This window comes from Vibrio sp. YT-18, from assembly GCF_033337345.1.
GTDB lineage: Bacteria > Pseudomonadota > Gammaproteobacteria > Enterobacterales > Vibrionaceae > Vibrio > Vibrio alginolyticus.
Genome location: NZ_JAWOQO010000001.1, coordinates 500,108 through 524,029 on the forward strand (window position 1 = coordinate 500,108; position 23,922 = coordinate 524,029).

Annotated in this window: 21 protein-coding genes; 11 read left to right on the forward strand and 10 right to left on the reverse strand. The window is 43.2% G+C overall.

Features of this window, described 5'->3' with window-relative positions; genetic code table 11:
• Positions 1-18 precede the first annotated feature (18 nt).
• The gene (locus R7M72_RS02070) at positions 19-1,653 is read right to left on the reverse strand and encodes an ATP-dependent endonuclease (protein WP_171342930.1); all 1,635 of its coding nucleotides are present in this window, start codon (positions 1,651-1,653) and stop codon (positions 19-21) included.
• A 268-nt stretch (positions 1,654-1,921) separates the two neighbouring features.
• On the opposite strand from R7M72_RS02070, the gene R7M72_RS02075 reads away from it, so the two are divergent.
• The 3 genes from R7M72_RS02075 (at position 1,922) to R7M72_RS02085 (ending at position 5,777) form a co-directional block, all read left to right on the forward strand.
• A complete protein-coding gene (locus R7M72_RS02075; protein WP_169628839.1) occupies positions 1,922-3,664 on the forward strand; it encodes a bifunctional metallophosphatase/5'-nucleotidase in 1,743 nt (580 codons plus the stop codon).
• A 622-nt stretch (positions 3,665-4,286) separates the two neighbouring features.
• A complete protein-coding gene (locus tag R7M72_RS02080; protein ID WP_062730983.1) occupies positions 4,287-5,306 on the forward strand; it encodes a TerC/Alx family metal homeostasis membrane protein in 1,020 nt (339 codons plus the stop codon).
• A gap of 279 nt (positions 5,307-5,585) precedes the next feature.
• Positions 5,586-5,777, forward strand: coding sequence for a hypothetical protein (locus tag R7M72_RS02085; protein WP_005376351.1), 192 nt, complete (start codon positions 5,586-5,588; stop codon positions 5,775-5,777).
• 185 nt (positions 5,778-5,962) lie between these two features.
• Here the strand turns inward: R7M72_RS02085 and R7M72_RS02090 are convergent, their stop codons facing one another.
• From R7M72_RS02090 to R7M72_RS02105, 4 genes are all read right to left on the reverse strand, one after another.
• Positions 5,963-6,520, reverse strand: a complete 558-nt coding sequence (locus tag R7M72_RS02090; RefSeq protein ID WP_318056010.1) for an alkylphosphonate utilization protein — start codon at positions 6,518-6,520, stop codon at positions 5,963-5,965.
• Positions 6,521-6,809: 289 nt separating this feature from the next.
• Positions 6,810-7,019, reverse strand: a complete 210-nt coding sequence (locus tag R7M72_RS02095) for a YgdI/YgdR family lipoprotein (RefSeq protein WP_005376349.1) — start codon at positions 7,017-7,019, stop codon at positions 6,810-6,812.
• A gap of 136 nt (positions 7,020-7,155) precedes the next feature.
• A complete protein-coding gene (locus tag R7M72_RS02100; RefSeq protein ID WP_315957139.1) occupies positions 7,156-9,564 on the reverse strand; it encodes a VolA/Pla-1 family phospholipase in 2,409 nt (802 codons plus the stop codon).
• A 20-nt stretch (positions 9,565-9,584) separates the two neighbouring features.
• Positions 9,585-10,820, reverse strand: a complete 1,236-nt coding sequence (locus R7M72_RS02105; RefSeq protein WP_005376347.1) for an outer membrane protein transport protein — start codon at positions 10,818-10,820, stop codon at positions 9,585-9,587.
• A 422-nt stretch (positions 10,821-11,242) separates the two neighbouring features.
• On the opposite strand from R7M72_RS02105, the gene R7M72_RS02110 reads away from it, so the two are divergent.
• Positions 11,243-12,271, forward strand: a complete 1,029-nt coding sequence (locus tag R7M72_RS02110; RefSeq protein ID WP_318056014.1) for a site-2 protease family protein — start codon at positions 11,243-11,245, stop codon at positions 12,269-12,271.
• 76 nt (positions 12,272-12,347) lie between these two features.
• Here the strand turns inward: R7M72_RS02110 and R7M72_RS02115 are convergent, their stop codons facing one another.
• Entirely contained in the window at positions 12,348-13,136 is a 789-nt protein-coding gene (locus R7M72_RS02115) for a M48 family metallopeptidase (protein ID WP_017634168.1), read from the reverse strand.
• 201 nt (positions 13,137-13,337) lie between these two features.
• On the opposite strand from R7M72_RS02115, the gene R7M72_RS02120 reads away from it, so the two are divergent.
• The 5 genes from R7M72_RS02120 to cutA all read left to right on the forward strand — a co-directional run bounded on the left by R7M72_RS02120 (position 13,338) and on the right by cutA (position 16,383).
• Positions 13,338-13,772, forward strand: a complete 435-nt coding sequence (locus tag R7M72_RS02120; protein WP_005376340.1) for a hotdog fold thioesterase — start codon at positions 13,338-13,340, stop codon at positions 13,770-13,772.
• 6 nt (positions 13,773-13,778) lie between these two features.
• Entirely contained in the window at positions 13,779-14,012 is a 234-nt protein-coding gene (locus R7M72_RS02125) for a DUF3389 domain-containing protein (protein ID WP_005376338.1), read from the forward strand.
• A gap of 79 nt (positions 14,013-14,091) precedes the next feature.
• Entirely contained in the window at positions 14,092-15,801 is a 1,710-nt protein-coding gene (locus R7M72_RS02130; RefSeq protein WP_047101146.1) for an SgrR family transcriptional regulator, read from the forward strand.
• The gene (locus tag R7M72_RS02135; protein ID WP_005376334.1) at positions 15,785-16,036 is read left to right on the forward strand and encodes a hypothetical protein; all 252 of its coding nucleotides are present in this window, start codon (positions 15,785-15,787) and stop codon (positions 16,034-16,036) included. Before R7M72_RS02130 ends, R7M72_RS02135 begins: the two co-directional genes overlap by 17 nt.
• Before the next feature lie 14 nt (positions 16,037-16,050).
• Positions 16,051-16,383 (forward strand): divalent-cation tolerance protein CutA, encoded by a 333-nt coding sequence (cutA, locus tag R7M72_RS02140; RefSeq protein ID WP_005376332.1) that lies wholly within the window; start codon positions 16,051-16,053, stop codon positions 16,381-16,383.
• Here cutA and R7M72_RS02145 read toward each other — a convergent pair.
• Positions 16,345-16,941 carry a DUF2238 domain-containing protein gene (locus R7M72_RS02145; RefSeq protein WP_017821932.1) on the reverse strand — a complete coding sequence of 199 codons (597 nt, stop codon included), beginning with the start codon at positions 16,939-16,941 and terminating at the stop codon, positions 16,345-16,347. The two genes, cutA and R7M72_RS02145, sit on opposite strands and share 39 nt — an antisense overlap.
• 242 nt (positions 16,942-17,183) lie before the next feature.
• Here R7M72_RS02145 and R7M72_RS02150 point away from each other — a divergent pair, with 242 nt between their 5' ends.
• A complete protein-coding gene (locus R7M72_RS02150) occupies positions 17,184-18,023 on the forward strand; it encodes an isopenicillin N synthase family dioxygenase (protein WP_005386285.1) in 840 nt (279 codons plus the stop codon).
• Between the two features lie 128 nt (positions 18,024-18,151).
• A complete protein-coding gene (locus tag R7M72_RS02155) occupies positions 18,152-18,772 on the forward strand; it encodes a DNA-J related domain-containing protein (RefSeq protein WP_005376328.1) in 621 nt (206 codons plus the stop codon).
• A 79-nt stretch (positions 18,773-18,851) separates the two neighbouring features.
• Here the strand turns inward: R7M72_RS02155 and R7M72_RS02160 are convergent, their stop codons facing one another.
• The 3 genes from R7M72_RS02160 to fabV all read right to left on the reverse strand — a co-directional run bounded on the left by R7M72_RS02160 (position 18,852) and on the right by fabV (position 23,872).
• Positions 18,852-20,507, reverse strand: coding sequence for an ABC-ATPase domain-containing protein (locus R7M72_RS02160; protein WP_017821933.1), 1,656 nt, complete (start codon positions 20,505-20,507; stop codon positions 18,852-18,854).
• Between the two features lie 71 nt (positions 20,508-20,578).
• Complete coding sequence (locus tag R7M72_RS02165) at positions 20,579-22,492, reverse strand: sensor domain-containing phosphodiesterase (protein ID WP_017634164.1); 1,914 nt, start codon at positions 22,490-22,492, stop codon at positions 20,579-20,581.
• A gap of 180 nt (positions 22,493-22,672) precedes the next feature.
• Positions 22,673-23,872 carry an enoyl-ACP reductase FabV gene (gene fabV, locus R7M72_RS02170; protein ID WP_064354774.1) on the reverse strand — a complete coding sequence of 400 codons (1,200 nt, stop codon included), beginning with the start codon at positions 23,870-23,872 and terminating at the stop codon, positions 22,673-22,675.
• Between the last annotated feature and the right edge of the window lie 50 nt (positions 23,873-23,922).

Here is a 23,922-nt window from a genome sequence, read left to right on the forward strand (position 1 = left end):
GTGTGAAATACGCCTAACTCATGTATTGCCGTTGGCCATGGTAACAACGCGTTTAAGTGTCCAGCGCAGAAGAACAGGAATACACTCCATGCCTTTCACTTCACAATGAGAAACAATAGCCAAAGCTAAGTCCGGTTTTGCATGTTTTTTCAAAACACGATTTACGACTTTTTTAGCAGGGATAGGGTGGTCATGAGGAACTTTGATGATGTCCTTAAAGAAAAGTTCAAAACCATTGTTGTACAGAAAGTGCTCGATGTCTCGGTCGGGTAACTCCGTAAGTCGATGCCTTTCCTGATCATGGTCGAGCTGTGCTCGCACTGCATGCGCGTACTTTTTCCCTGCTGGGTCGCCATCAGTAACGACATGCCAATCAATACCAAACTCTTTTGCTACTTTGATGAGTGATTTTAGACCTGATTGAGCAAACTCAACGATTTGAACCCCTTCGGCAGCCAAGTCATACCCGCATTGACGAGCCAGTTCATGAAAAAGCCAAACTTCGGTTTCGCCCTCAACAAGTAACCAGCACCGCGCAAATAATGCTCCTGAACGATGAAAACGAATATGGAAACCAATTCGGCGCAACTCATCTCGACCAAACTTTGTTGAGTTTAAACTCTTAGCGATGGTTCTGTCTGATAGCCGAATTAAACGTCGAATTGAATACAGTGGAACAGAACCGAGTAACGTGCCACTGTTGGTGGTTAATATCTTTTGCATTGGCAACAATTGCAATAAGGACCACGCTCTCGCTAGATGAGTTGGATGCAGTCGACCTTCTGGATCTTCAATGATCAGTATTGGTCTCGCACAGCGCCTTAAATCGGTGGGACCCTTAGCTTGAAGATAGGCATTGAGTAACCCCATTAAAAGCAAACGGCTTTGTTTGTCATTGGTTTCTTTCAAGAACTGACTCAAACCTTTATCAGAGGAAGGGCTTGTATAGAAAAGACCATCACGAGGTTTGCGTGGGTTACCTTTACTGACACTTCTGAACGCAAAATAGTGTTCAACAAGCGTTTGCATTGAGTCGAGGCTACTACGAATCTCACCTTTATTCACATGGCCAGGCATAGCCAATAAGCGTCGACAGGTGTTGTTGATTCGTTTTTCAATCCGAGCATTTTTACCATCGCCGTTGACATGGTTTAAATCTGGGAAGCGTCGGGAGTCACGTAGTCGGATTACAGGATGAAGTGTCATTAACTCAATAGCGAGTTTCTCTGAGTGGTGAAGTTTTTTGGGTTTGCCGTTATGATCCAAAAACGCGTACTCTGTATTAATGCCGTGCTCATCGCGAGACGCACTAATACGATAGTAAATGACTTGCTCACCATCTTCGTTGGTGCACCATGTAGGCTTTATGCGTCTGTAGCGTCCCGCTTTTACTTCGTTTTTATCCTGTGCTTTAAAACAAACAATGATCTGTAAGTGTTGTGTTTGTGGATGAGAAATTGAGTAGTCAACGTGAAAATCTTTCAGTTTGAATTGATACAATGAGCCATTGGCAGGTAATGCGATGGAAAGGGCATCGAGTAATGATGATTTGCCCCACGTGTTTTCACCGATAAGCGTGGTGAGTTCGTCAAAAGAGAGTGAAAGGCGTTTGATGCCTCTAAACCCGGAGATTTCGATGCGTTCTAGTCTCATCTCAATCCTCCTTGCAATTATTTGAATTATCGAGAGTTATTTTGCTACTCCTAAGCATATATGAATTCGGAATTTTTGAGTTAAGCTCAGTTCACAAAATTACGAGAGCCTCTTACTGAATAGAGACCGTTACAAGCGAGGCTTGCTTTCAAAGCCAGGGGACAGCATCGTGATCACTTAAACATGAAATCCTAAATCGCAGTTTCATAAAATTCATGATTCTGTCATGATTCACTTCTTATTATTATAAGGAATGAAAAAAGAGAAGATGAAGATGAATAACAATCATAAGCCAGTGAGAATCAAACTGGCACACATCAATGACACACATTCCTACTTTGAACCAACGTCATTACAGTTAAAGCTTAAGATAAACAATGAACTCACGCTAGAACCCTATGTCAGTGCTGGCGGCTTTTCTCGTATCGCAACCAGAGTCGAGCAGTTAAGAGATGATGCTCAGCGCCAAGGTCATGGGATGTTGTTCCTCCATGCCGGAGATTGCTTCCAAGGCACGCTGTATTTCTCACTATTTAAAGGCAAAGCCAATGCCGACTTATTGAACGCATTAAAGATTGATGCAATGGCGTTAGGTAACCATGAATTAGATATGGGGAATGAGCCAGTTGCATTGTTTTGCCAACGTACTCAGTTCCCATTGCTTGCTGGCAACTGGGATTTATCCAATGAATCACTTAAAAAACCTCACCGTATCAGTGATTGTAAGGATGTATATAGTTACCAACCGGATACACAGAGCGCTCAATACATTGTTAAAGAATTCCATGGTGAGCGGGTCGCGGTTTTCGGATTATCCATAGATAAAATGAGCGACATCGCAAACCCTGATGCAGACACGCCTTTTCACTCAGCAATTGAAACCGCCAAGGCGACCGTAAAACAAATCCATTCATCAGGTATAAAAAATATTATTCTTCTGAGCCACTTAGGTTATGAAGGTGATTTAGAGTTAGCTGAGCAAGTCGCAGGTATTGGTATAATTGTTGGTGGACACAGCCACCGGTTGCAAGGTGATTTTTCATCAATAGGGTTAGGACAAGACGATCCCTACGGTATCAAAATTAATGATACCTATGTGGTGCAAGCGGGTTTCCATGCTTTGACAATGGGGCACTGCGTCATTGAGTTTGATGAACACGGTAAAGCAACGATGTTGAGTGGACAAAATGAACTGTTGCTTGGCCGACGTATTTTTTGGGACTCGACGCTAAACCAACAGCTCGACCAAGGTGTATTCGAAACCGCGTGCGACTTCATCCATGGTCAACCGAATGTCGTGGTTTGTAAGAAACACCCGGAAACTCAAGCTATCCTGAGCGATAAATATATTCCTCAGGTTAGGCAGTTACAGTCACAAGTCATTGCTAGTGTTGACACCAAAAAGCGTCATGTGAGAATTCCCGATGAATTTGGTGAGAGTGAGTTGGCTTCCTCCGTTGCCCGATCATTTCTGCACTGTTTAAACAAACGTGGATATGACGTTCAATTTGCAATTCATAATGCGGGTGGCGTGCGAACCTCTTTGAACCCTGGCAACATCACAGTGGCAGACATTGCCGGACGACTGTTGCCTTTTGCCGTTCCTATCGGCTTTTACGATGTAAAAGGCAGCGCTATTCGCCGTGCACTTGAAGGCGCGATAAATAATGCACTCAACAATGGCGTAGAAGGCACTGGATCTGGCAGTTATCCGTACACTTACAATTTAAACTTCGAGTACCACGCAGATACCCCAAAAGGTGAAAGAGTTCAATCATTAGTGATTTTTGATGGCAAACAATGGGTAGGTGTTCAAGATGATGTTTGGTATCGAGGGACTTCTTCTGCCTATACGATGAAAGGGAAAGAGGGGTACGACGCATTGCAGGAGATGAAAGGAGAAGGGCGTGTGACCAGTTTGTCCATGGCTGATTGTTTTATTGAACTCCTGACCGATGAGCCAAACTGTTTGAATCAAAGTCACAAACTTTACACAAAGCGACGTCGATAATAGATACTGGTATTGATTTTGCTTCTCTCCACTTACTACATGGGTTGATGAGGATGGCAGTATGTGGAATAAAGATTGGGCAGATACGGCAGTCGTGGTTGCCTGGATCGCAATTTGGTCAACACTGGTCTACTTTGTGCCTCTAAGCGGCTTTTGAATTGCTAAGAATGTGGATGTTACAAAAGGGAGCAGTAATGCTCCTTTTTTGTATCTATCTTCCCCGTTAGGGCTCTAACCAATGAAGAGTTTGTCTTGAGCCATTTGCTGCTTTTTGTCTGTTTAATAAAGTTCAGGTGGTTGAATCCATTTCTTTCTTTTTATAGTGCTTCCTGATTTTTAATAAGAATTTTATTTCGATAAGACAAGGTTTTTTTGTTGGAAAGCCTGACGCTCGGCGTTATTATGTCGACGTTTGGGGAGTAGTTAGCGCAAGTTTACTTATCGTCATCTCGTTAAGCATCAGCTTATCCGGTAAGTAAAGGTGTTACGTGGTTTATTCACGTCAACACTTCAACGAGACCAACGCATTCATTGACTAGCAGCACATAATCGTTATGTGGCTGTTGGTTGTTATTGTATGCGGAAGGTCACCAAACGAAGTCCTTCCGCCATGGGAGGAAATATGTCTCTTATCGAAAATACCACCCAATTGAGCCAATCGGTGCCTCTTCAAGAATCATTAGCGATGTATGGTGCTTTTGGTTTATTTACCCTTGTTCTTGTTACGCTTGATATCTATCAAACACGTGGTGGCGTTATCACGATGAAAAAAGCCATCGTTTGGAGTGTTTTTTGGTTCTTGCTTGCCTTTGTTTTTGCAGGTTCTATTTATTTATTCTGGGACTTTTACGCGCCACATAGCGCTTATACGAACGACAAAGCAACGATTTCATTCTTAACTGGTTATTTACTAGAGAAGTCGCTAAGCGTGGATAACTTGTTTGTGTTTGCCATCATCTTTGCACAATACAGTGTGCCGGAGCATTTGCGTCCGAGAGCATTGCTTTGGGGGGTGATAGGTGCGCTAGTTTTACGCGCTGTCATGATTGCGGTTGGTGCTCAGTTACTTTCACAGTATCACTGGGTATTGTACTTATTTGCTGCTTTCCTTATTTGGACGGGTGTTAAGCTAGCTCGCGACAAAGGCGAAGCAGAAGAGGTTAATCCATATCCGGAGCAGTTGATTCGAAAGGTATTGCCAGTTACAGATGACTACCAAGGAAATCGCTTAATCTTAAAGCAAGCTGGTAAGTGGGTGGCAACACCGATGCTGATCGTTGTTGGTGTCATTGCAGTAATGGACGTTATGTTTGCGTTGGATTCTATACCAGCTATATTCGCGGTAACACGAGAGCCATTTTTAGTCTTAGCCGCGAACGTATTTGCATTACTGGGTTTGCGATCGCTGTACTTTGTTCTTCAAGCAATGTTAGACAAGTTTGTATACTTAAAACCAGCATTATCAGTAATCATGATGTTTATCGGGGTAAAAATGCTATTGGTTGGAACAGAATATGAGATTCCGACAGCATGGTCTCTCACATTTTTAGTTGTTGTGATGACATCGGCAGTGGTTGCATCACTCCTAAAAAATAAAGCGAAGCGTCAAACTAGCGTTAATATTACTAATCAAAAAATATAAAGTAAGCACTAAAATCAAAAGAAATAACGAAAAATATTGTTAAATATATGTTGTTGCTTAAGGGGCGATTATGCAGGTAATGTTCAGTTATTCAATGTAATTACAGCAATTGTGATTATTTATGCCGTTATTATTCATTTGTATTTTTGAGTTTTGTAATGAGTTTGTTTTATTAGAAATTCTAATTTGAATGGGTAAAATTTGTCATTTCTTAAACAATAAGAAACTGACTAATATACAACCAACTAAACAGACTACTGCTTTTAAAGAGAGGCAATCATGGCACAAGCAATGCAAATGACAAATGTAGCTTTACCAACCTCTATGGATAAGAAAACCTACGCGGTTAACTTCAAAGGACTGATTGCTCACTTACTGGACATTCTATTTGTAGATAACACTGCGCCACGCAGTTACTACGCAGAAGACTTGTCAGCACATATTCAAAAAGACATCGGTATGTACCGTTAATATTGAAATAGTGTAAGAAATACCGGCCTATGAGCCGGTATTTTTTTATTTGTAAAACATGCCTACTCAACCTACGCCCTAGAAAAGAAACACTCTAGAGGAGGTAGACATGAGAGTAGATTAAGTGTTGTATAGAAAAACGGGGCACCATTGGTGCCCCGTTTTGACATGACTGAAGTGCGATATTACTTCTTGCGGCAGTATTCTGCGATCACGTACATCGACTGACCACCATTTGCCTTACCCGAAACTAGCTTTGGATCATCGCCAAGGCTAATGCCACGAATCACTGTACCTTGTTTGATTACTTGGTTAGTGCCTTTTACTGGTAGGTCTTTAATTACTGTTACATCGTCACCTTTCTTAAGTTCAGTGCCGTTACAGTCAACAGTTTTATCGTCAGCAGACATCCCTTTCATTGCCCAGTTCATTTGCTCTTCTTCCATGTACATCATGTCAAGAGCATCTTGAGCCCAGCTTTCTGTGTTTAGGCGAGTGAGTTGGCGCCATGCAGTCACTTGTACAGCAGGAACCTGGCTCCACATACTTTCGTTTAGACAACGCCAGTGGTTAATGTCTTTTGGCTCATCGATCTCACCCAGACACTTATCACAAACCATAATGGCAGTATCAACCGTCACATTACCGTGAGGTAGGACAGCGTATGCAGTTAGTTGAGATTCAGAAGAACACAGTTCACATTTTGACTCGCAGCGCGCAAGCAGAGTAGCTTCAATAGACATAAGGACTCACCTTAGTAATGTTATTTTGTGGCGGTATTATCCACTTTATCCTGAGAAATAAAAGGGTGTTAGCGAATTAAAGACTAGATTTTACAATACTCCAACCTGATTAAGGTGAAGATGTAAAATATTCGCTAAATAAATAATACGGAAGTATAAAAGACACTATTAATTGTTTTGGCTTATGAATTGGTTGTGTCAATTTCTACAACGATTACAAGCCTAAAAGAGGTAAATGTAGAGAGAGGGTGGCTAGAACATAGCCCTCTAATTTACAGAGGGCCTGTCGTTAACGTTCGACAATCTGGACAATTTGCTCTTTTGAAATGCTCATTTCTTTACCATCCATGTCTTCATACTCGTACATACCCGTTTCCTCGTTCAGGTCTGGTTTACCGTAAGAGGTAATAATTTTCCCTTCATTTGTCGACATCAGATATTGGCTACTTCCGCATGCAGCAAGAAGTAATACAGTGGCAATAACAGTCAATACGCGCATAGAGTTTTCCTTTTAAACAAGTGAGTTAGGCAAAGACATCGATTTAACTATAGCAGAGGAAATATGAGTGGGTTTGAATACAATTGAAATGAAAAAGCCCAGTAGAAACTGGGCTTTGGTAGGAAGGGTGTTGCGATTACTTCAAAACAGAAGTGTTAGTGACACCTGTTAGTGCGTCATCCATTAAGAAGTCAGTGTTTTCCATCTGCATCTCTACATGATGATCAATATCAGACAAAGTGCCATTTGGCGAAGCAAAAGTACTGTGCGATGCAGTAGCATTAAACTGTACAAAGCTCGCAGTTGCATTCACAGTAGTGTCCGTACTGTTCACAGTCTTCAACCCTAGCTTATTAGCAAGCGGTTCAGTACCCGCGAATGGTGCATTTGGAACGCTGTTTGGTACTGTGCTATCGCCATCCACTTCTGTCATAAAGAATGGTGTCGTTAGCGAGCCAGATGCCACTAAATCTGAAGCGTTTGTGAACGGATCGACAGTGTCTAGTGTAGTCTGTGCTGCATAGATAAATTGTGAGAAACCTGCTTCTAGCGCTGCTACTTGAGCTTCCGTTGCCGCAGCCTCAAAAGCTTCGTAACATGTTTTATCTTCTAGATCCGCACATGATGCATCAGCGTAATTCGCATAGTCTTTTGATGCTGCATAAGCGAGGTTATGTTTGATCTGAGGGCCGTAATTGTCTGAACCCAGTAACAAATTACCAATTTGTCCACCAGAGTTCTGTACTGATGCAGAACTAAAGGTGTACAGCGCATCCGCAGAAGGGCTGCCCAATGTATTGTTTGCTGCTGCGACGGCAGATGTAGCTACAATACCGCCAAGTGAATGACCTAGCATTTTGACTTTTGAACCCGTCATTGGGTTGAAGCCTTGCAGAGGACCTCCAGCTAAAAGACCGCCTTGAGCAGATACTACCAAGCTAGCGCGCAAACCTAACACATCCAGAACACTTTGACGTAGGTTGTCACGCGCAACGGCTAAGTTGGAAAGATTTAGATAAGCCAGTACATTCGCATTTGCGGAACGTTGTTCATCTAAGCTGCGCGTACCATGAATAGGTAAGTCAATAGCGATAACTGCCACACCAGCTTTTACCATATTGAACGCGAACGCGTACGCATTCTCTTTCGCTGAGGTGATGCCGTGTTGATAAATCACAACGTCTGTCGCGACGCCAGATTTAGGTGTGAAGACCAGTACTTCGACATCTTCAACCGATTTCACTACGGGAACAGGCGAGTAGCGAGTAATAATACGCTCACTATCAAGCTGGGTACCATCGGTAAGAGTAAGCTTAGCTCCAACAAGTTTTAGCTGCTCTGTAGGATCTGTAGCAAGCTTTGTCACATCAACAGGATCATTTGCAAAAACGCCTGTTGATAGCTGCTGAACCATGTTTGCTTGCTCGTTCGGATCCGCTAATGCTGCGCTTAGCTTCGCTAGGCTTGGCATCGCAGATACCATTGGTTGCATGTTCCAGCTTGCGCCTTTTTCCAAGTAATGAGGCAGTCTTACCACACCTTGTGTCACGCTTACATCGGCACCTGATTGCATGTAAAGGCCTTTAATTGCCGTTTTAGCTGCGTCTAGATCGCTAATGTATTTACTAAAGTCATCGTCAGAGTCTAGCGCAGTGCTAAAGTCTTGGGTTTCACCGAGCGTTATTGTGTAGGCCGTTGATAAGTCTACTGAACCTTCGTTTGAGTCATTTTTGTAAACGGTATTTAGTGTGTTTGCGCCAGTAGAAAAACCAGTAGCGGTTACTCCTTTGACTGCCGCTAACGTATCACCTACAGACTGGGTACTGAACCATGAGGAGTAAACGATGTCGTTAGGATTAACTTGAGCTAGACCAAAAATGCCTTCAACCGCCTGAGTGACTGCTTGAACAGAAGCAAGGTCGCCAGTTTCATAAACGATTTCTTTCGATTTACCAGTCGCATAACTTGCTGATGTACCAATTGGCTCACCATTCACGTCAGTAACATCTTGTGTAACCGCAAAAATGTACTCGCTTGACTCATCAAGTGCAGCCAAGAACTGGATGTATAGAGAGCTACCTTTTGCTTGAACTACGTAGTCCTGATTCTGAACGAGTACCTCTTCGATTGGGTTAGATTTACCGTCCCACTCGGTTAAGCGTTGGTTAATCTTGATGACTTTAACACCAGACGACAGCATGCCCGTTGCAAAACCGTCGCCGTTGAAGTTAAGAACGATTGGCATAGACGTTGACCATCCATCCATCGTGTTCATTGAGGCTCTAGGGTTGGTTAAAGCATCATCGCCATCAGTTGGCAGACCAAGCGTACCATCGCTTGTGTCCATTAATAAGTAAGACGGTGCCGGTACATCTGCGTTCGCTCCTTGAAGCGTAAAACTGATGGATGTTTCGCGATCAAGCAATGCTTGGACTTCATCTTCAAATTGAGCTTTGTCGGAAGTACCAGAGCTGGAGGTATCATCACCACAACCAGCAAGAAGGATTGCAGAACAAAGCATTGATAATTTAAACGTGTGTTTCATTGGTTTACTCCGTAATCCCATTATTTGAAGGTGTAGTTCATCTGTACCGCGCTGATGTAAGCAGTACCTTCTGAGTCAAACTTAATCTCTTCACCCAGAGCATTTGTCTCAGTGAAAGAGCCTGATTTACTCTTAACAAGTGCAAAGCCTGCATCGAAAGTTAAATTCTCACTCATTGCGTAAGTTAGGCCCGCGCTGTACCAAAAACGGTCACTGTCAGGGATACTCAATGTCGCTTCACCTGCTTGTTCGTCGTACGCAAAGCCTGCACGGAATGTCCAGTCTGTATTAAGTATGTAAGTTGCACCAATGGAGTAGCGATTGTTGTCTTCATATTTCTCAGGTTTAAAGAAACATACTCCGTCATTACATTCGTTACTGGTCGCTTTTAGTTCTTTAAATGTGCTCCAGTCGGTTTGTTGCCAGCCGTAATGTACAGCCCATTGTTCATTCAGTTGATGGAAAGCCGATAATTCGATAATTGAAGGGAGAGAGATTTTTAAACGGCCATCAACTTTTGGTGATGAAGCTCGACCAGAGTCGTAACTACTAAACTCACCGTCATCAAAATCTAGATCAACCTTAGAGCGGTAGCCAAAGCCAAAACGGTTGTTTTCATTTAGCTCAAATAAAGCGCCGACATTCCAACCCCAAGCGAAAGTTTCGCCTTCCATGCCGACAAGGTTATCGGACTTATTACCACCTAAAATACCGGCGAGTGCGCCTTTGTGACGAGTCAGCTCTGCTTCAGCGTATACGAGGTTGATACCACCACCGACACTGAAAGACTCGTTGATACGGTAAGCGACATTAGGGTTGATGTTTACTGAAAGTAGGGAAGTGTCACCCGCCATATCACCTGCGGAAATATCATTTGGATAGTCGGTAGCAACACCGTATGTTGTGAACATACCGATACCCCAAGCCCAGTTATCATTGATAGGGCTGATGTAATAACCTGCTGGCACGATCTGTAAAGGAGCGACATCTTTCGCGTGTTCATTGTTTACAGTGTCGTACACATCGACTTCAGGGTCGATGATAGATAACGCGCCCGAAAATTGAGCTTCTTTGAAAAGTGTCATTGCTGCAGGGTTACGGGCAAGGACGCTGGCATTATCTGCGACAGCCCCTTCACCTGAAAATGCTCGACCAAGACCAGATGCCGAATGTTCAGCTACCTGGAAGCCCGCTGAGTGGGCATTACACGCAAACAATATTGAAATTGTAAGCAGAGAGCAGTGCTTCTTGTTCATCCTTGACCCTCCTAGGGTGTCATAATGCTGGACCGAAGTCCTTGTAATTGTTGTGTGGTACTTACACCAATTGTTAATACGCGAAATACAACGGTGATGTAAATGTAATGTTAATTGTATGTTTAATAACTTGTCAAAGTTTGAGCGTATTTTGCGTTTTAAATATGATGCATAGGTCAAACGATGGCTTGTAAGGGCATGTATTATCGTTATATTTTTGAAGAGAATGGTACGACCAGAATTGTTTTGCGAGCTTTATAGTTAAATAACGATCAAATCAAGAGATAGCTCGCTTTGCGGTTTCTTCACTTCACAGGCATAATTCGCGCTCGCTATGTAGTTATTCAATAGACGCAATAGGAACCGCATTGGAATTACTGAATGTTGAATTTTTAGGTCGTTCGCTAAGGCTCGAAGGATCGATGGCTGGGTGGCAGCAGTTATATTGGGATAATACGTTGGTGTCTCAAATCGATGCCAGTGACAATACCGCAGAGACTTGTCTACACCAGTTTAAGCTCTCTGCGGGTGAGGAAATCCTGAACTGTCATTTGGAGTGTTCTTTAACATGGCAACCGTTTGAATTGAGTTACAAGGTCACAATTAACGGTGAGCTCATCAATGAAGGTTGTCGAAATGAAAAAGACATCGAGCGCCAAGTGCCAGAAGTTACGCCACCATCCGAAAAGCGTTTAAGTGTAATAGGCCTCGTATCTCTTGGGATGAAAGCACTTAAAAGTGCGAAAGTTATTAAAGTGGCGTTAGCGTCTGCAAGTCTCGCTGCATATTCTTGGCTATTTTCCATCGAGTTCGCGCTAGCGTTGATCGCTTGTTTGGTTTTCCATGAATATGGTCACATTAGAGCGATGAAGTATTTTGGAATGAAGACCAAAGGAATCTATTTGATTCCATTCCTAGGTGGTTTGGCGCTAAGTGACGAAAAGATAAACACGCGCTGGCAGGATGTGGTTATCTCAATCATGGGACCATTTTTCGGTTTAGTACTTAGTATTGTTTTTACTTTGCTTTATTGGATGACTGGTGAGGTGATCTTCGCTGGGCTTGCTGTGTTTAACGCCTTGCTAAACCTATTTAATCTGCTGCCTATTTTACCATTAGATGGTGGCCATGTGCTCAAAAGTATTACCTTCTCAATGAATACTTGGGTCGGGTTAGTTGGCAGTATTGCGACCGCTTTATTAGGCATTTTTATCAGTTACTATTTCGGTCTGACGTTGCTAGGGTTTTTATTGTTAATGGGAATGTTGGAAGTGGTGATGGAATGGAGAGCTCGACATCAAAGCCATTTATTGCCATTAACCCGTTATGGGCAGCTATTCTCACTGACTTGGTACTTGGTCTCTGTCGGAGGTTTTGTTTCTATCATCTGGTATTTTGCCACTCTCGGAGATAGTTTGTTAAGTTTGCCGCTACAGATATTGGGCACTTGATTAGAATCATTAAAAGCTCCCTAGGGAGCTTTTTTATTTGGCAAGCTTAAGTATAGTAGACGATAGTAGCAATGAATTAGCCACATCTTGGTGCTTTCGCGTTATACGCAGGCAGCTTATTTATGGTTGCTTGTAAATCTTTAATGCGCGTACTGTGCGATGGGTGGGTTGAGAAGAATTCAGGTGGTTGAGAACCACCTGATGCAGCACTCATATTTTTCCATAAATCGACACTTTGACGTGGGTCGAAACCTGCTTTTGCCATGAATTCCAGCCCGACAATATCAGCCTCGGATTCCTGAGTACGACCGTATGGCAAGATAACACCGTATTGAACACCGACACCAAGTGCCGCCATCGTCATTTGTTGATACTGTTTGTACTCGGAAGCTCCAATGGCAACGTTTGCTAGAGACAACCCGGCATTTGCTAACTGACTTTGTGAGAGACGTTCATTACTGTGGTCAGCGAGGACGTGAGCGACTTCGTGACCAATGACTGTTGCCAACTGATCTTGGTTTTTCGCGACATCTAAAAGCCCGGTATACACGCCGATCTTCCCACCTGGTAGAGCAAACGCATTGACTTGTTCACTATCAAAAACAACGACTTCCCAGTCTTTAAATCCAGATTGAGCGGGAATGGTGTCAGTGATGTGTTTGGCAACGCATTGAACGTAGGCATTCGTTTTGCGATCTTTGCTGATTGGGATATCTTTCTTCATTTGTTCGAAAGATTTAGCGCCAAGCGATGACATTTCCTGATCTGAAAACATCAGGATCTGGTTGCGACCCGTCGGTGATGCGCTACACGCCGTTAAACCCGCGATAGTTAAAAGAGCAGAGGCTTTCATCCATACCTTCATAACAGGCTCCATTTAATTTTTTGTTTTGAAGCAATAGTATATACCCAAATAGTAACATGATGCATGGATCAAGTTATTCATCTGATTAATAAAGAAGGTGAGATGTTACGTCTTGAAGTTATGCCCAAGTAGCGTCTATGCTAGCTTCCTAGCACATCGTTACAACCTAACAAACCAGTTTGTGAAACTAAGAGTAAAACAATGAGTATATGGAAAAAGCCCGTAAGCATAGAGATTCTGAATGCCACGTCAAAAAATACCCTGATCGAGCACCTACAAATTAAATATACAGATTTCACTGACGACTCCCTTACAGCAACCATGCCCGTATGCAGCTTTACTCATCAACCTTTAGGAATGCTTCACGGTGGTGCATCAGTCGTGCTCGCAGAAACATTAGGCTCATTAGCTGCAAACTTCTCTGTCGATGAGGGCAGCTACTGCGTCGGTTTAGATATTAACGCGAACCATGTGCGAGCCATGCGAAGTGGTCATGTGATTGGTACGGCAAAACCGCTTCATCTGGGTATTTCAACGCAAGTGTGGCAAATCGATATCACTGATGAGCGAGGCCGTTTAGTGTGTACCAGTCGCTTGACCATCGCTGTGAAACAACACAAAACAAAGTCGGTATAAACTAAGATGGTGATTGAGTTTTCATTAGGAAAAATCATTGCAACCCAGCGTGAAATAGTGATTAAGCTCTCCGGCAGTGCAATGGTAACCTTGCAAGCGCAAACCGATGCAATTCAGTTGCTGGGTAGAGGAGCGAACGTTGTTTTATCTCATGGAGCAGAGTGTAAATGGTCTATCAAGCTAGACAACGAGGAACAACTGGCTGAACTTTCGCGAGAAATTGGTATCGATATTCAATAATTTATAGTGTGATGTTTGCACTTTTTGGTAAAAATGAGGAAACTTAGCTTATCGACAACAAGATAAGAATTTCCTCTTTATGAGTAGCCCTCGTTTACGTGTTCAGTTCGAAACACTGTTTGAAAAATTTTCCGGTCACGATACGGACGTTCAGCTCGAAGACATCACCGAAGCGTTGTTTTGTACACGTCGTAATGCTCGTATTGTTCTAAATAAACTTGAAGAAGAGGGCTGGATTGAGTGGCATCCGGCAGCGGGTCGAGGAAAACTTTCGAAACTCGTTTTTAAACGTAATCGAAGCGATGTCAGCGAAAACCTCGCCAGGCGTTATCTCGATGAAGGGAAAATCGGTCAGGCTCTAGATGCGCTTGATAACGATGCGGCACGATTGACGCAGGTTATCCAAGGTTATTTAGGGCTTCAACATCGGCAGGGCGAGCAGGTCGTGCGTTTGCCTTATTATCGACCATTGTCGATGTTAAACCCGCAGAAACCGATGCGGCGTTCTGAACAGCACATCGCCAGACAAATTTTTAGCGGACTCACTCGCCTTGATGAAAATGAACAACTTCAACCAGATTTAGCCCACACGTGGGAAGCAATTTCTGATACACATTGGCGTTTTTATCTTCGTCGTGGAGTACGCTTTCATAATGGTGAACCGTTAACAACCAGTTGTGTTCTTGAAAGTGTGCTTGCGTTAAATAGCTTGAACTTGTTTTCTCACATAAAGCGGGTGTCTTCGCCACAAGAGTGGACCGTTGATATTGAGCTCGTCCGTCCTGATCGCTACCTTCCTCTGGCTCTGAGTGAGTCGCAAGCAAAAATTTTGCTACCGAGTGCTTTGCGTTCTGAAAGCTTCGATAGACAACCGATAGGGACAGGGCCGTTCCAAGTTAAAATGAATGATGATAAGCGTCTTATTTTGACTGCTTTTGATGGCTACTTTGGTTTTCGCCCTTTACTTGACCAAGTGGAGGTGTGGGTAATCGATGAAGCCTATTCTTCAATGGTTTATCCAAGCCTGTCAAAGCCGAAGATGGATAAACAAGGTTCATCCGATGAAGTCGAGCTGGACCCTGGCTGTACATTCCTATTACTAAACAAAAACACTGGGATTGCAAAAGATCCACGTTGGGCAGAGTTCCTCTCGCAAACCCTCAACAGTCACCAGATTTACGCGCATGTTCCACAAGATAAAGTGATGGAACTGGGAGTATTGCAAGCCTTTGGCCTTAAGCCCGGTTGGATTGATCTCAGGCCAGCGGAAGCGGGCAGCGTACCACAGGCTAATAAGGTAATTTCCGTAGCGTATCAGAAAAAGCATCCGATGTTTCCAGTAGTTGCCAAGGCCATCAAGACACTCTTAAAACCGCACGGTATAGAGGTTGAGTTTATTCGTTATGATTCTCAACCGCCCGCACCGGAGGAAGTGGATATCTGGATGAAAGCTATGGGCATTGCAACGAACCGAAATGACGCGTTGGCGGGCTGGCTCCTGGATTACAGTGATATTGAGAAGTTCAGTTCAGGTTACGATTTTAGTGAATGGGCTAAACTTGTCGATCAATGGCGTGCCGGCATGCACACAGACTTTCCTGCGCGTGAGCTAGGACGACAATTAGTAAAAAGCTGTCAGGTGATTCCTATGTTTCACTGCTGGCTAGGCGTGAATAAAGACCACAGCGGTGCGTTACAAAATGCAAAGTGTAATGCCTTAGGTTGGTTTGATTTTAATAATGTATGGGTCAAACCGGATATAGAAAGTAACCATGGCGAAACCGAATAAAAAACAACCGACGAAAACCGTCGATATCTTTTGCTCTAAATGTAAAACTCAACTATTTAAGTACCGTAAAGGCGGGAAAGGCGCACTGGTTAAATGCTTCAAAGAGCGCATTGTTGACGATTTCACACAAACCCCATGTATTTGCCCCGCTTGCGGACAAGAGTTTGCAAGAGACACTTTAGTAAGAGGAACCCCCGCTTACAAAATGATTGGCGGCAAAGTGACGATGAAATAATAAAGGGCTAGAAAATGAGTATGAAACATGACTATTGCATGGTTTTAAGTACAACCAGTAATGAAAAAAATCGAGATCAGATCATTAAAGGTTTGCTAGATGCTCAATTAGCCGCGTGTATTCAAACGATGCCTATTGAAAGTCACTATGTGTGGAAAGGGGAGATTTGTACTGACAACGAATGGTTGCTGGTGATCAAAACTCGTCGAGAACTTTATGAATTGGTGGAAGAGAAAATAGAAAACCTGCACGAATACGAGGTAGCTCAAATCGTACAGGTTCCAATTGTTGATGGGTTTAACCCTTATTTAGAATGGTTGAGAGAATCGACGTTGAGCCGACATTAAGAATAACGACAACACTGCACCAACGGTATCGCACAACATATCTTTCTGGGCGTCCCATATGTCACCTTGCGAGCCCAGAAAGGCAATTCCCTCATCGCCACCAGCCAACTCCGCATACCACCATTCGATAATCTCATAGCCAGCAGCAAGTGACATGATAGCAAACAAAGCAAACCAGCAAGAGAACGCTTTGTTGAACCGTTTTTTGTTTATCAAGTATTCAGCGATCGGATATGCGTAAAGGCCAATTGAAAAGTGCGCAATGCGGTCAAAATTATTTCGCTCTGAACCAATCATGTCGTTAAACCAGTCAAACGGCACTTCGGAGAACGTATATTTCGCACCGATAGTGTGCAAACAGAGCCAGATGAACATTAAAAAGTAAGCCGTATTACTGAACTGATAGCGAATCGAAATCGCCCAAATAGCAACAAGAATACCAATCGCCGGGATAATCTCCGCAAACCAAACTGCACGTGAGTTAGGTTCCAACGCAGAAAATAAAAACACGATGGCATAAAAAATCGTTAATCCTAAGAGTGTCGAGGTGCTTTTCATAGAGTTATTTGATCCTTCAATTTATCTTACAGTGGGACTCCATAGATTGTGTTAATGATTGCACTTAATTGAACGGTGTGCAATTGATATTTTAATGGGTTTTTTGATCACTGAAAATGTTGATTTATTGGCAAACTGCTCAACATTAAAACGTTTGCGCGTGCACTTTTCATTAAAGTTTGATTTACAACATGCCCATCCATAGAATCCATGATTCAGTCTAATAAAAAAGAAGTAAAGCCATGAAACTGGAAACTGTCGATTATCTTGCTGACGATGCTGCTCAACAGTTCGTTACCTCTCTACGCGAAACGGGGTTCGGTGTGTTGAAAAACCACCCGATTCCACAAGAGCTTGTAGAGTCAATTTACAAAAACTGGCATGAGTTTTTCTGTTCAGAACAAAAGAATGATTTTCACTTTAACGTAGACACCCAAGATGGCTACTTCCCACCTTCTGTGTCTGAAGTGGCGAAAGGGCACAAAGTGAAAGACATCAAAGAGTACTTTCATGTTTACCCTTGGGGTCAGATCCCAGAGCAGCTTAAAGCTGAAATCTTAGAGTACTACGAGCGTGCCAATGCATTTGCTCAAGAGCTATTAGGTTGGGTTGAAGCGTACGCACCTAAGGACGTTCAAGAGAAGTTCTCTATCGCGTTGTCAGAAATGATCAATAACAGTGACAAAACATTACTACGCGTGCTTCACTATCCACCGATGACAGGCGAAGAAGAGCCAGGCGCTATTCGTGCTGCTGCGCATGAAGACATTAACCTGTTAACGGTTTTGCCTGCTGCTAATGAGCCTGGACTGCAAGTAAAGAGTAAAGAGGGTGATTGGATCGATGTACCATGTGACTTCGGAAACTTAATCATCAATATTGGTGATATGCTTCAAGAAGCGTCAGGTGGTTATTTCCCTTCAACGACTCACCGTGTAATCAACCCTACGGGTGGCCGTCAAGAAAAGTCACGTATTTCATTACCGTTGTTCCTGCATCCAAAGCCGGAAGTGGTGTTATCTGAACGCTACACTGCACATAGCTACCTTATGGAACGTTTACGTGAGCTAGGGGTTATTTAACCTTTACGTGATCTCCTTACAAAGGCCGATGGTGAATGACTATCGGCCTTTTTGCATTTATGCTACAAAGTGGAAATTATGTTTTTTGTGCCGTGAATGGGGCCCTAAACTCGTGTCAGAGAGGATGAATGGAAGGACAACGTACTGTCAATAGTATTGAGCCTCATGCAATAGAAAATCCGCTGCTTTGGCCAATGTTAGAAATTCTGAGAAAACAGCCCTCTAATTGGAAAGTGCACACCTTGGCAAGCTCGTTGGGTGAACAAGGTTATATTTCAAAGCTGGACGACTCTCCCGATAAGGATTTATTCAAAAGAAATTTCCTGATCATGAATGCATTATATCAACTGCAAGACACTCTGTATCCGGATAGCTGGCTTCAAGTCGAAGCCATGGATATTCAGCTCATGTCTTCGATGGAAGCTTTGAGGCATAAGATCGATATTCATGATCCTTTGCGTGAGTATTACTTAGATTGGCGCAATTACGAAGCGGACGAAGATGAAGTGCGTCGACTGTTGAATGAATTTTGGACAACTTATCAAAAGTTCATCGGTGGTTCGTCAGTAGCCAGCGTAGATAAGACAAAGGCACTGTCACTATTTGAACTTAACACTGACGCTACGCCTGCGGAAATTAGAAAACAATGGCGAAAACTCGCGCTTCGTTGGCATCCTGATCGAGAAAATGGCGATGCAGAAAGATTTAGAGTTCTTTGTGAAGCGTGGAATGTACTGAGAAACGAATGATTCGCTAAGAATAAAGATAAAGGAAGGCAGCTAACTATAGCTGCCTTTTGATTGAACTGTCTCTGTCAGCGTATCAAAACTAGCATGATGACTTAAACTGAGATTTTCGCATGCGGTTGAGGGCAGCCATAACGTCTAGTGTGCGTGGTTTGGCTAAGTCGCCTTGCTTAGGAAGAGCGGCATGCCACTCACCAGACAGCATTTCTTCAATCTCCTTCGCCGGATGATTACACCAACCTGGAAGTTGAGCAATTTGGAACCATAACCAGCCAATTGTGTTGACTTCATCGGCTGACTCTATCTGTTCCAAAGCGCTAAGATCAGTAAACTCTTTACCAAATCGAAGTGACTCTTTGCCTTTCGCATTCACACGGAACTTGCCGTCAGTAAGAATATTCATCAACGCAACGCGGTTCAGTGCTCGAGGTGGGAAGGTCTGTAAACGTTCTTCTGACTCGTTATGGCGTTGAGTAGGGTGCTGAGCGATAACTTCTTTCGCTTTTTCAGTCACATCAACGGCTTGGTAGTCGTGCATTTGAATGACGGTATCGGCAACGTCTAAGTAGTCGCCCGACCCACCCATAACGATAATGGTAGAGATATCAAGATCATCTCGTAATTGACCAATGCGGTCGACGAGAGGAGTAATTGGCTCATCACCTTTTGCCACCAATGCCTGCATACGCTCATCTCTAATCATGAAGTTGGTAGCAGAAGTATCTTCATCAATCAATAATGTGCTTGCACCCGCTTCAATAGACTCTTGAAGCCAAGCGGCTTGCGACGTTGAGCCTGATGCGTCTTGAGTAGAAAAGTCCGCCGTATCTTTACCCATCGGTAAATGGTTGATGTAGTTTGACAGGTTCAAGTGGTGTACGCATCGGCCATCTTCGGCACGAATCTTCATAGCCTTGTTATCGGCAACAATGTATTCGCGACCATCTCCTGGAATATGATCGTAAATTGAACGCTCTATTGCATTTAATAAGGTAGATTTACCGTGGAAGCCACCACCTACAATCAGTGTGATACCTTTTGGAATTCCTAATCCTGTGACATGGCCCTTGTTTGGCGCATGTAAAGTGACTTGTAGAGATTCAGGGGCTTTAAACTCAACGGCTTCTTTCATTGGAAGGTCGCAATTACCTGCAATTCGAGGAAGAATACTGCCGTTTGCGACAAACGCGACTAAGTTATTGGCCTCTAACTGTTCTCGTAGGGCATCTTGGTCTTCAACAACTTGGCAGTGCTTAATTAAAGCGGCTTTGTCGAGTTCACGCTCTAAAGTTGCTCGACGGATAAACTTAGGCAGGTGGAAAGTCAGTATGTTGTTGGCTTTTTTCCCCAATACTGAACGACCCTCGGCTGGTAAGTTAACTCGAAAACGCAGTTCAATACCTTCTTCAGTAAACAACACCGCGGTGCTATCCAGTACAGTTTGGCCTGTCAGTGAAATTGATACTGAGTTTTCTTGTTTAGCAAACTGTTCAAAACTACGCGCAATAAAATCACGTGCAGCTCTTTGAAATGCAGGAGACTCGTCTCTTAGCCACTCAAGACCAGTCAAAGACCATGCGCGAGTCGCACGAAAACGTGACGCCGATGCATAAGGGTCACCCTGTACATGATCGATAAACAAAGTGAAATCAGTGAAGTCGTATTGACCTTTGATTTGCTGATAAGCTCGGTAGTTCTGCTTTTCAATTTTCTTAAGCGTGGCAGTCAACTGATCCATGAAGATATTGGCCTTTTAATAGAAGCGGGCGGCGATTATAGAAACCACCGCCCTCATAGTAAAGAGAATGCTTAGGAAGAGTAGGCGTATTGCCCGCCAGAAAGGCGCTGATTAAACAAACTTTGCTCAAATTCATTACAAGGCATAGGTTTACCATAAAGAAAACCTTGTCCGATATCACAACCCTCACCAATAAGAAACTGCTCTTGTTGGTGGGATTCAATGCCCTCGATCACTACTTGGAGTTCCAGTTTTTTTGCAATGTGTATGATTGAACAAATGATCTCGCGATCATCATCTGACTTTTCCATTTGCTGGACGAAGCTTTTATCAATTTTGATGGCATCAAACGGATATTTCTTTAAATAGCTGAACGAGGCATATCCTGTACCAAAATCATCAAGTGACAATGTCACACCTAGTTTGTGCAACTTATTTAACGTTGTGCGTGCTACTATTTCATCGGCAATTAGAGCGCTCTCGGTTACTTCGAGTTCGAGAAAGTGTGCTGGCAAATGGAAAGTGTCGAGTAGGTGTTGCACTTGTTCTGCAAAATTTACGTTTTGTAATTGAATGGGAGAAACGTTGACGGCAATTTTGAAGTTATCGATTAACTCAGACCATTGTTTCGCTTTGTCTATCGCGGTACGCAGAACAAAAGAGCCAACTTCAAAGATAAGCCCGTTTTGTTCGGCCATATGTATCAATGCTTCGTTGGAAACGTCGCCAAGTATTGGATGTCTCCAGCGAAGCAAGGCTTCTGCGCCAATCCATTTACGTGTTTTGGAGTCTACTTGAGGTTGAAAGTACAACACTAAATCGTCGTTACGCACTGCTTGTAAAAGGTAACTTTCCAGTTCATTGTGACTATTGAGATCCGCCGAATGATTTTCTCTAAAATAACTAAAAGGTTCGCCGGATTCTTTACATAGAAGCATCGCGTAACATGCATGTTGAAGGATACGCTTAGCATTGCTGCAATCTTTGTAAGCTTGAACTATACCGATATACGTGTGCAAATGTATTTCTGTTTTGTTGAAGACAAATCCATCTACGCTAATTTTAGTGATATCATCTAATAGTTGATTTAACCGAGCTTCAATATCCTCTCCCCAAATCAATAAAACCATGTCATTCGAACTTGGTCTACCAGTGATAAATCCGCTAGCACCGTGTCTGGTTAATCTGGAGTGAAATTCTTTTAAAATGTTGTCAAAGACCTCGAACCCGTGCCTGGTCTGAATACTGCGAGCGTTACTAAAACCAATGTTGATGACCACAAGCGATTGCTGATCACTATCAAGGGACTGTAAGGTGTATTGGACAATGTTCTCAAGTGCAGAGCGATTTAGAAACCCAGTCCCCTGATCATGTGTTTTTTGGTAGCTCACTTGTTTTTCCGCGGCTTTACGGCGATCAATTTCTTGTGTTAAGGAGTAACTTAACTGGGCTAAATCCGTGGTACGATTTTCAATTCGACTCTTTAGCTCGGTGTTAAGTCGCTGAAGTTTATGTTGTTGGTACACAACTGAAAGCTGTGCTTCGATTGAATCTTTGAAAGTTTCAAGCAACTGACGGTAACTATCGTTGTACTCGTTTCTCTCAGAGTCAAGCATACAGATTGTTCCAAATGTCTCCCCATTTGGCCAGAATAGCGGTAAGCCGCAATAAGAAATCATGCCTAGTTTGATGTCTGGGTTATTTTGCCATTCTTCATCTTCAAGCGCATTGGGGATTACAAGCTCGCCTTTCTGTTCTATAACTTGCTCGCAATACAAACCGTTACCAAGCAGCTCTGCATCGCCAGTACGATAAGGATTACCTAGAGTTTCGCTAGATGTATTTACTTCTATGCGATCCGGATGGATACGCATAATTAATGTGGTGGGTACGTGTGTTATTTGAGCCAGTAAGTTGACGATTTCCTGCCAACTTCTTCGCATAGACTCAGGGATTTCGTAGTCTAATGTTTGCAATCTCCCCATATAGGTCATCCTTTACGTGGTTTCACTTCCTGTGAATTAAAAATGCAGACTGCTCTATTTTGTTCTCGCTTTTTAATTAAGTATAGGGTGGCTAGGGCTCGAAACAAAAAAAAGTCCTGAAAAGTGTTCAGGACTAGGAATAGTTGTCACATATCTCATCCTTGAAACAGGTAACAAGTATCAAGGCTTAAGCGACATTAACGATTCAATAGAAATGTCTTGCGAATAGTCGACATCTTCAAAGTTAAAGCCATTGAGCTTCATAAACTCATCTTTAAAACCTTGGTAATCACCAATCTCTTTAAAGTTTTCAGCATTCATCTGTTCTAAAAGAGCGTGGACTTCTTGTTGAACTTGCGGTTCAAGTTCCAAGTCATCTATTCGAATCAAGCGTTCGCCGTCAACTGGCACTTTCTCTTGATCGTATAACTTCGTAGTAAACAGCCGCTGCATTTGTTCAATACAGCGTTCGTGAGTACCTTTTTCCTTCATCACTCTATAAAGCGCTAACAGGTAGGGACTTAGCGCAGGGATGAATACACTGGCTTTCGTCACCAACGCCTTACACACGGTTGCGTAAGCACCGCCGTCAAAGTTGGCGAGTTTGAGGTTTAATGAATGACTGGTTTGGTGTAAATCGATTTTCGCTCGACCTAACGTACCATCGAGATAAATTGGGTGCGTAATGTCAGGGCCCATGTAAGAAAAGGCGATGGTTTTGCAGCCGTTTGCGATAGAGTCGTTATTGATGAGTGTGTCAATCCAGCTTTCCCAGTCTTCGCCTCCCATTACTTTAATGGTGGCATTGGCTTCCTCTTCTGTTGCAGGCGTTAAGGTGGTTTCTATCCACTTATCGTTCTCCAGCATGATAGAAGCGCCAGTGACAGGTTCACCAATAGGTTTAATGACACTGCGCCAAAACTCATCAGATTCAGGTTTAGGTCGAACACCGGTTGCCAAGCTATAGATGACTAAGTCAACTTCACCCTCAAAGTACGTTTCAATGGCTTCAATCACTTGATTGCGCACCGAACCAGAGAATGCATCGCCAACAATATTTATTGCGGTACGCCCGGCTTGATTTGCTTCTTGCTTAAAAAAGACGTTGTTATACCAACCCGCACTCCCAACCCCTTTCTCTGAAGGGCCACGCTCAAATGAGACGCCAATGGTATCGGCGTTAGCGCCACCGAACGTTAGGGCTATTCGTGCCGCTAGGCCGAAACCAGAGGAGGCACCAATAATCAAAACCCGTTTTGGGCCTTTTTTGATCTGTGGGGCGTGCTTTACGTATTCAATTTGCTCTTTAATAGATGCATGACACCCTTTGGGGTGCGCAGAGCGAGCAACAACACCTTGAATTAACGGTTCTATTCGCATGTTGTTATCTATCCTCGATGAGTGGAATTGAAAATAGATTAACGTAAAGT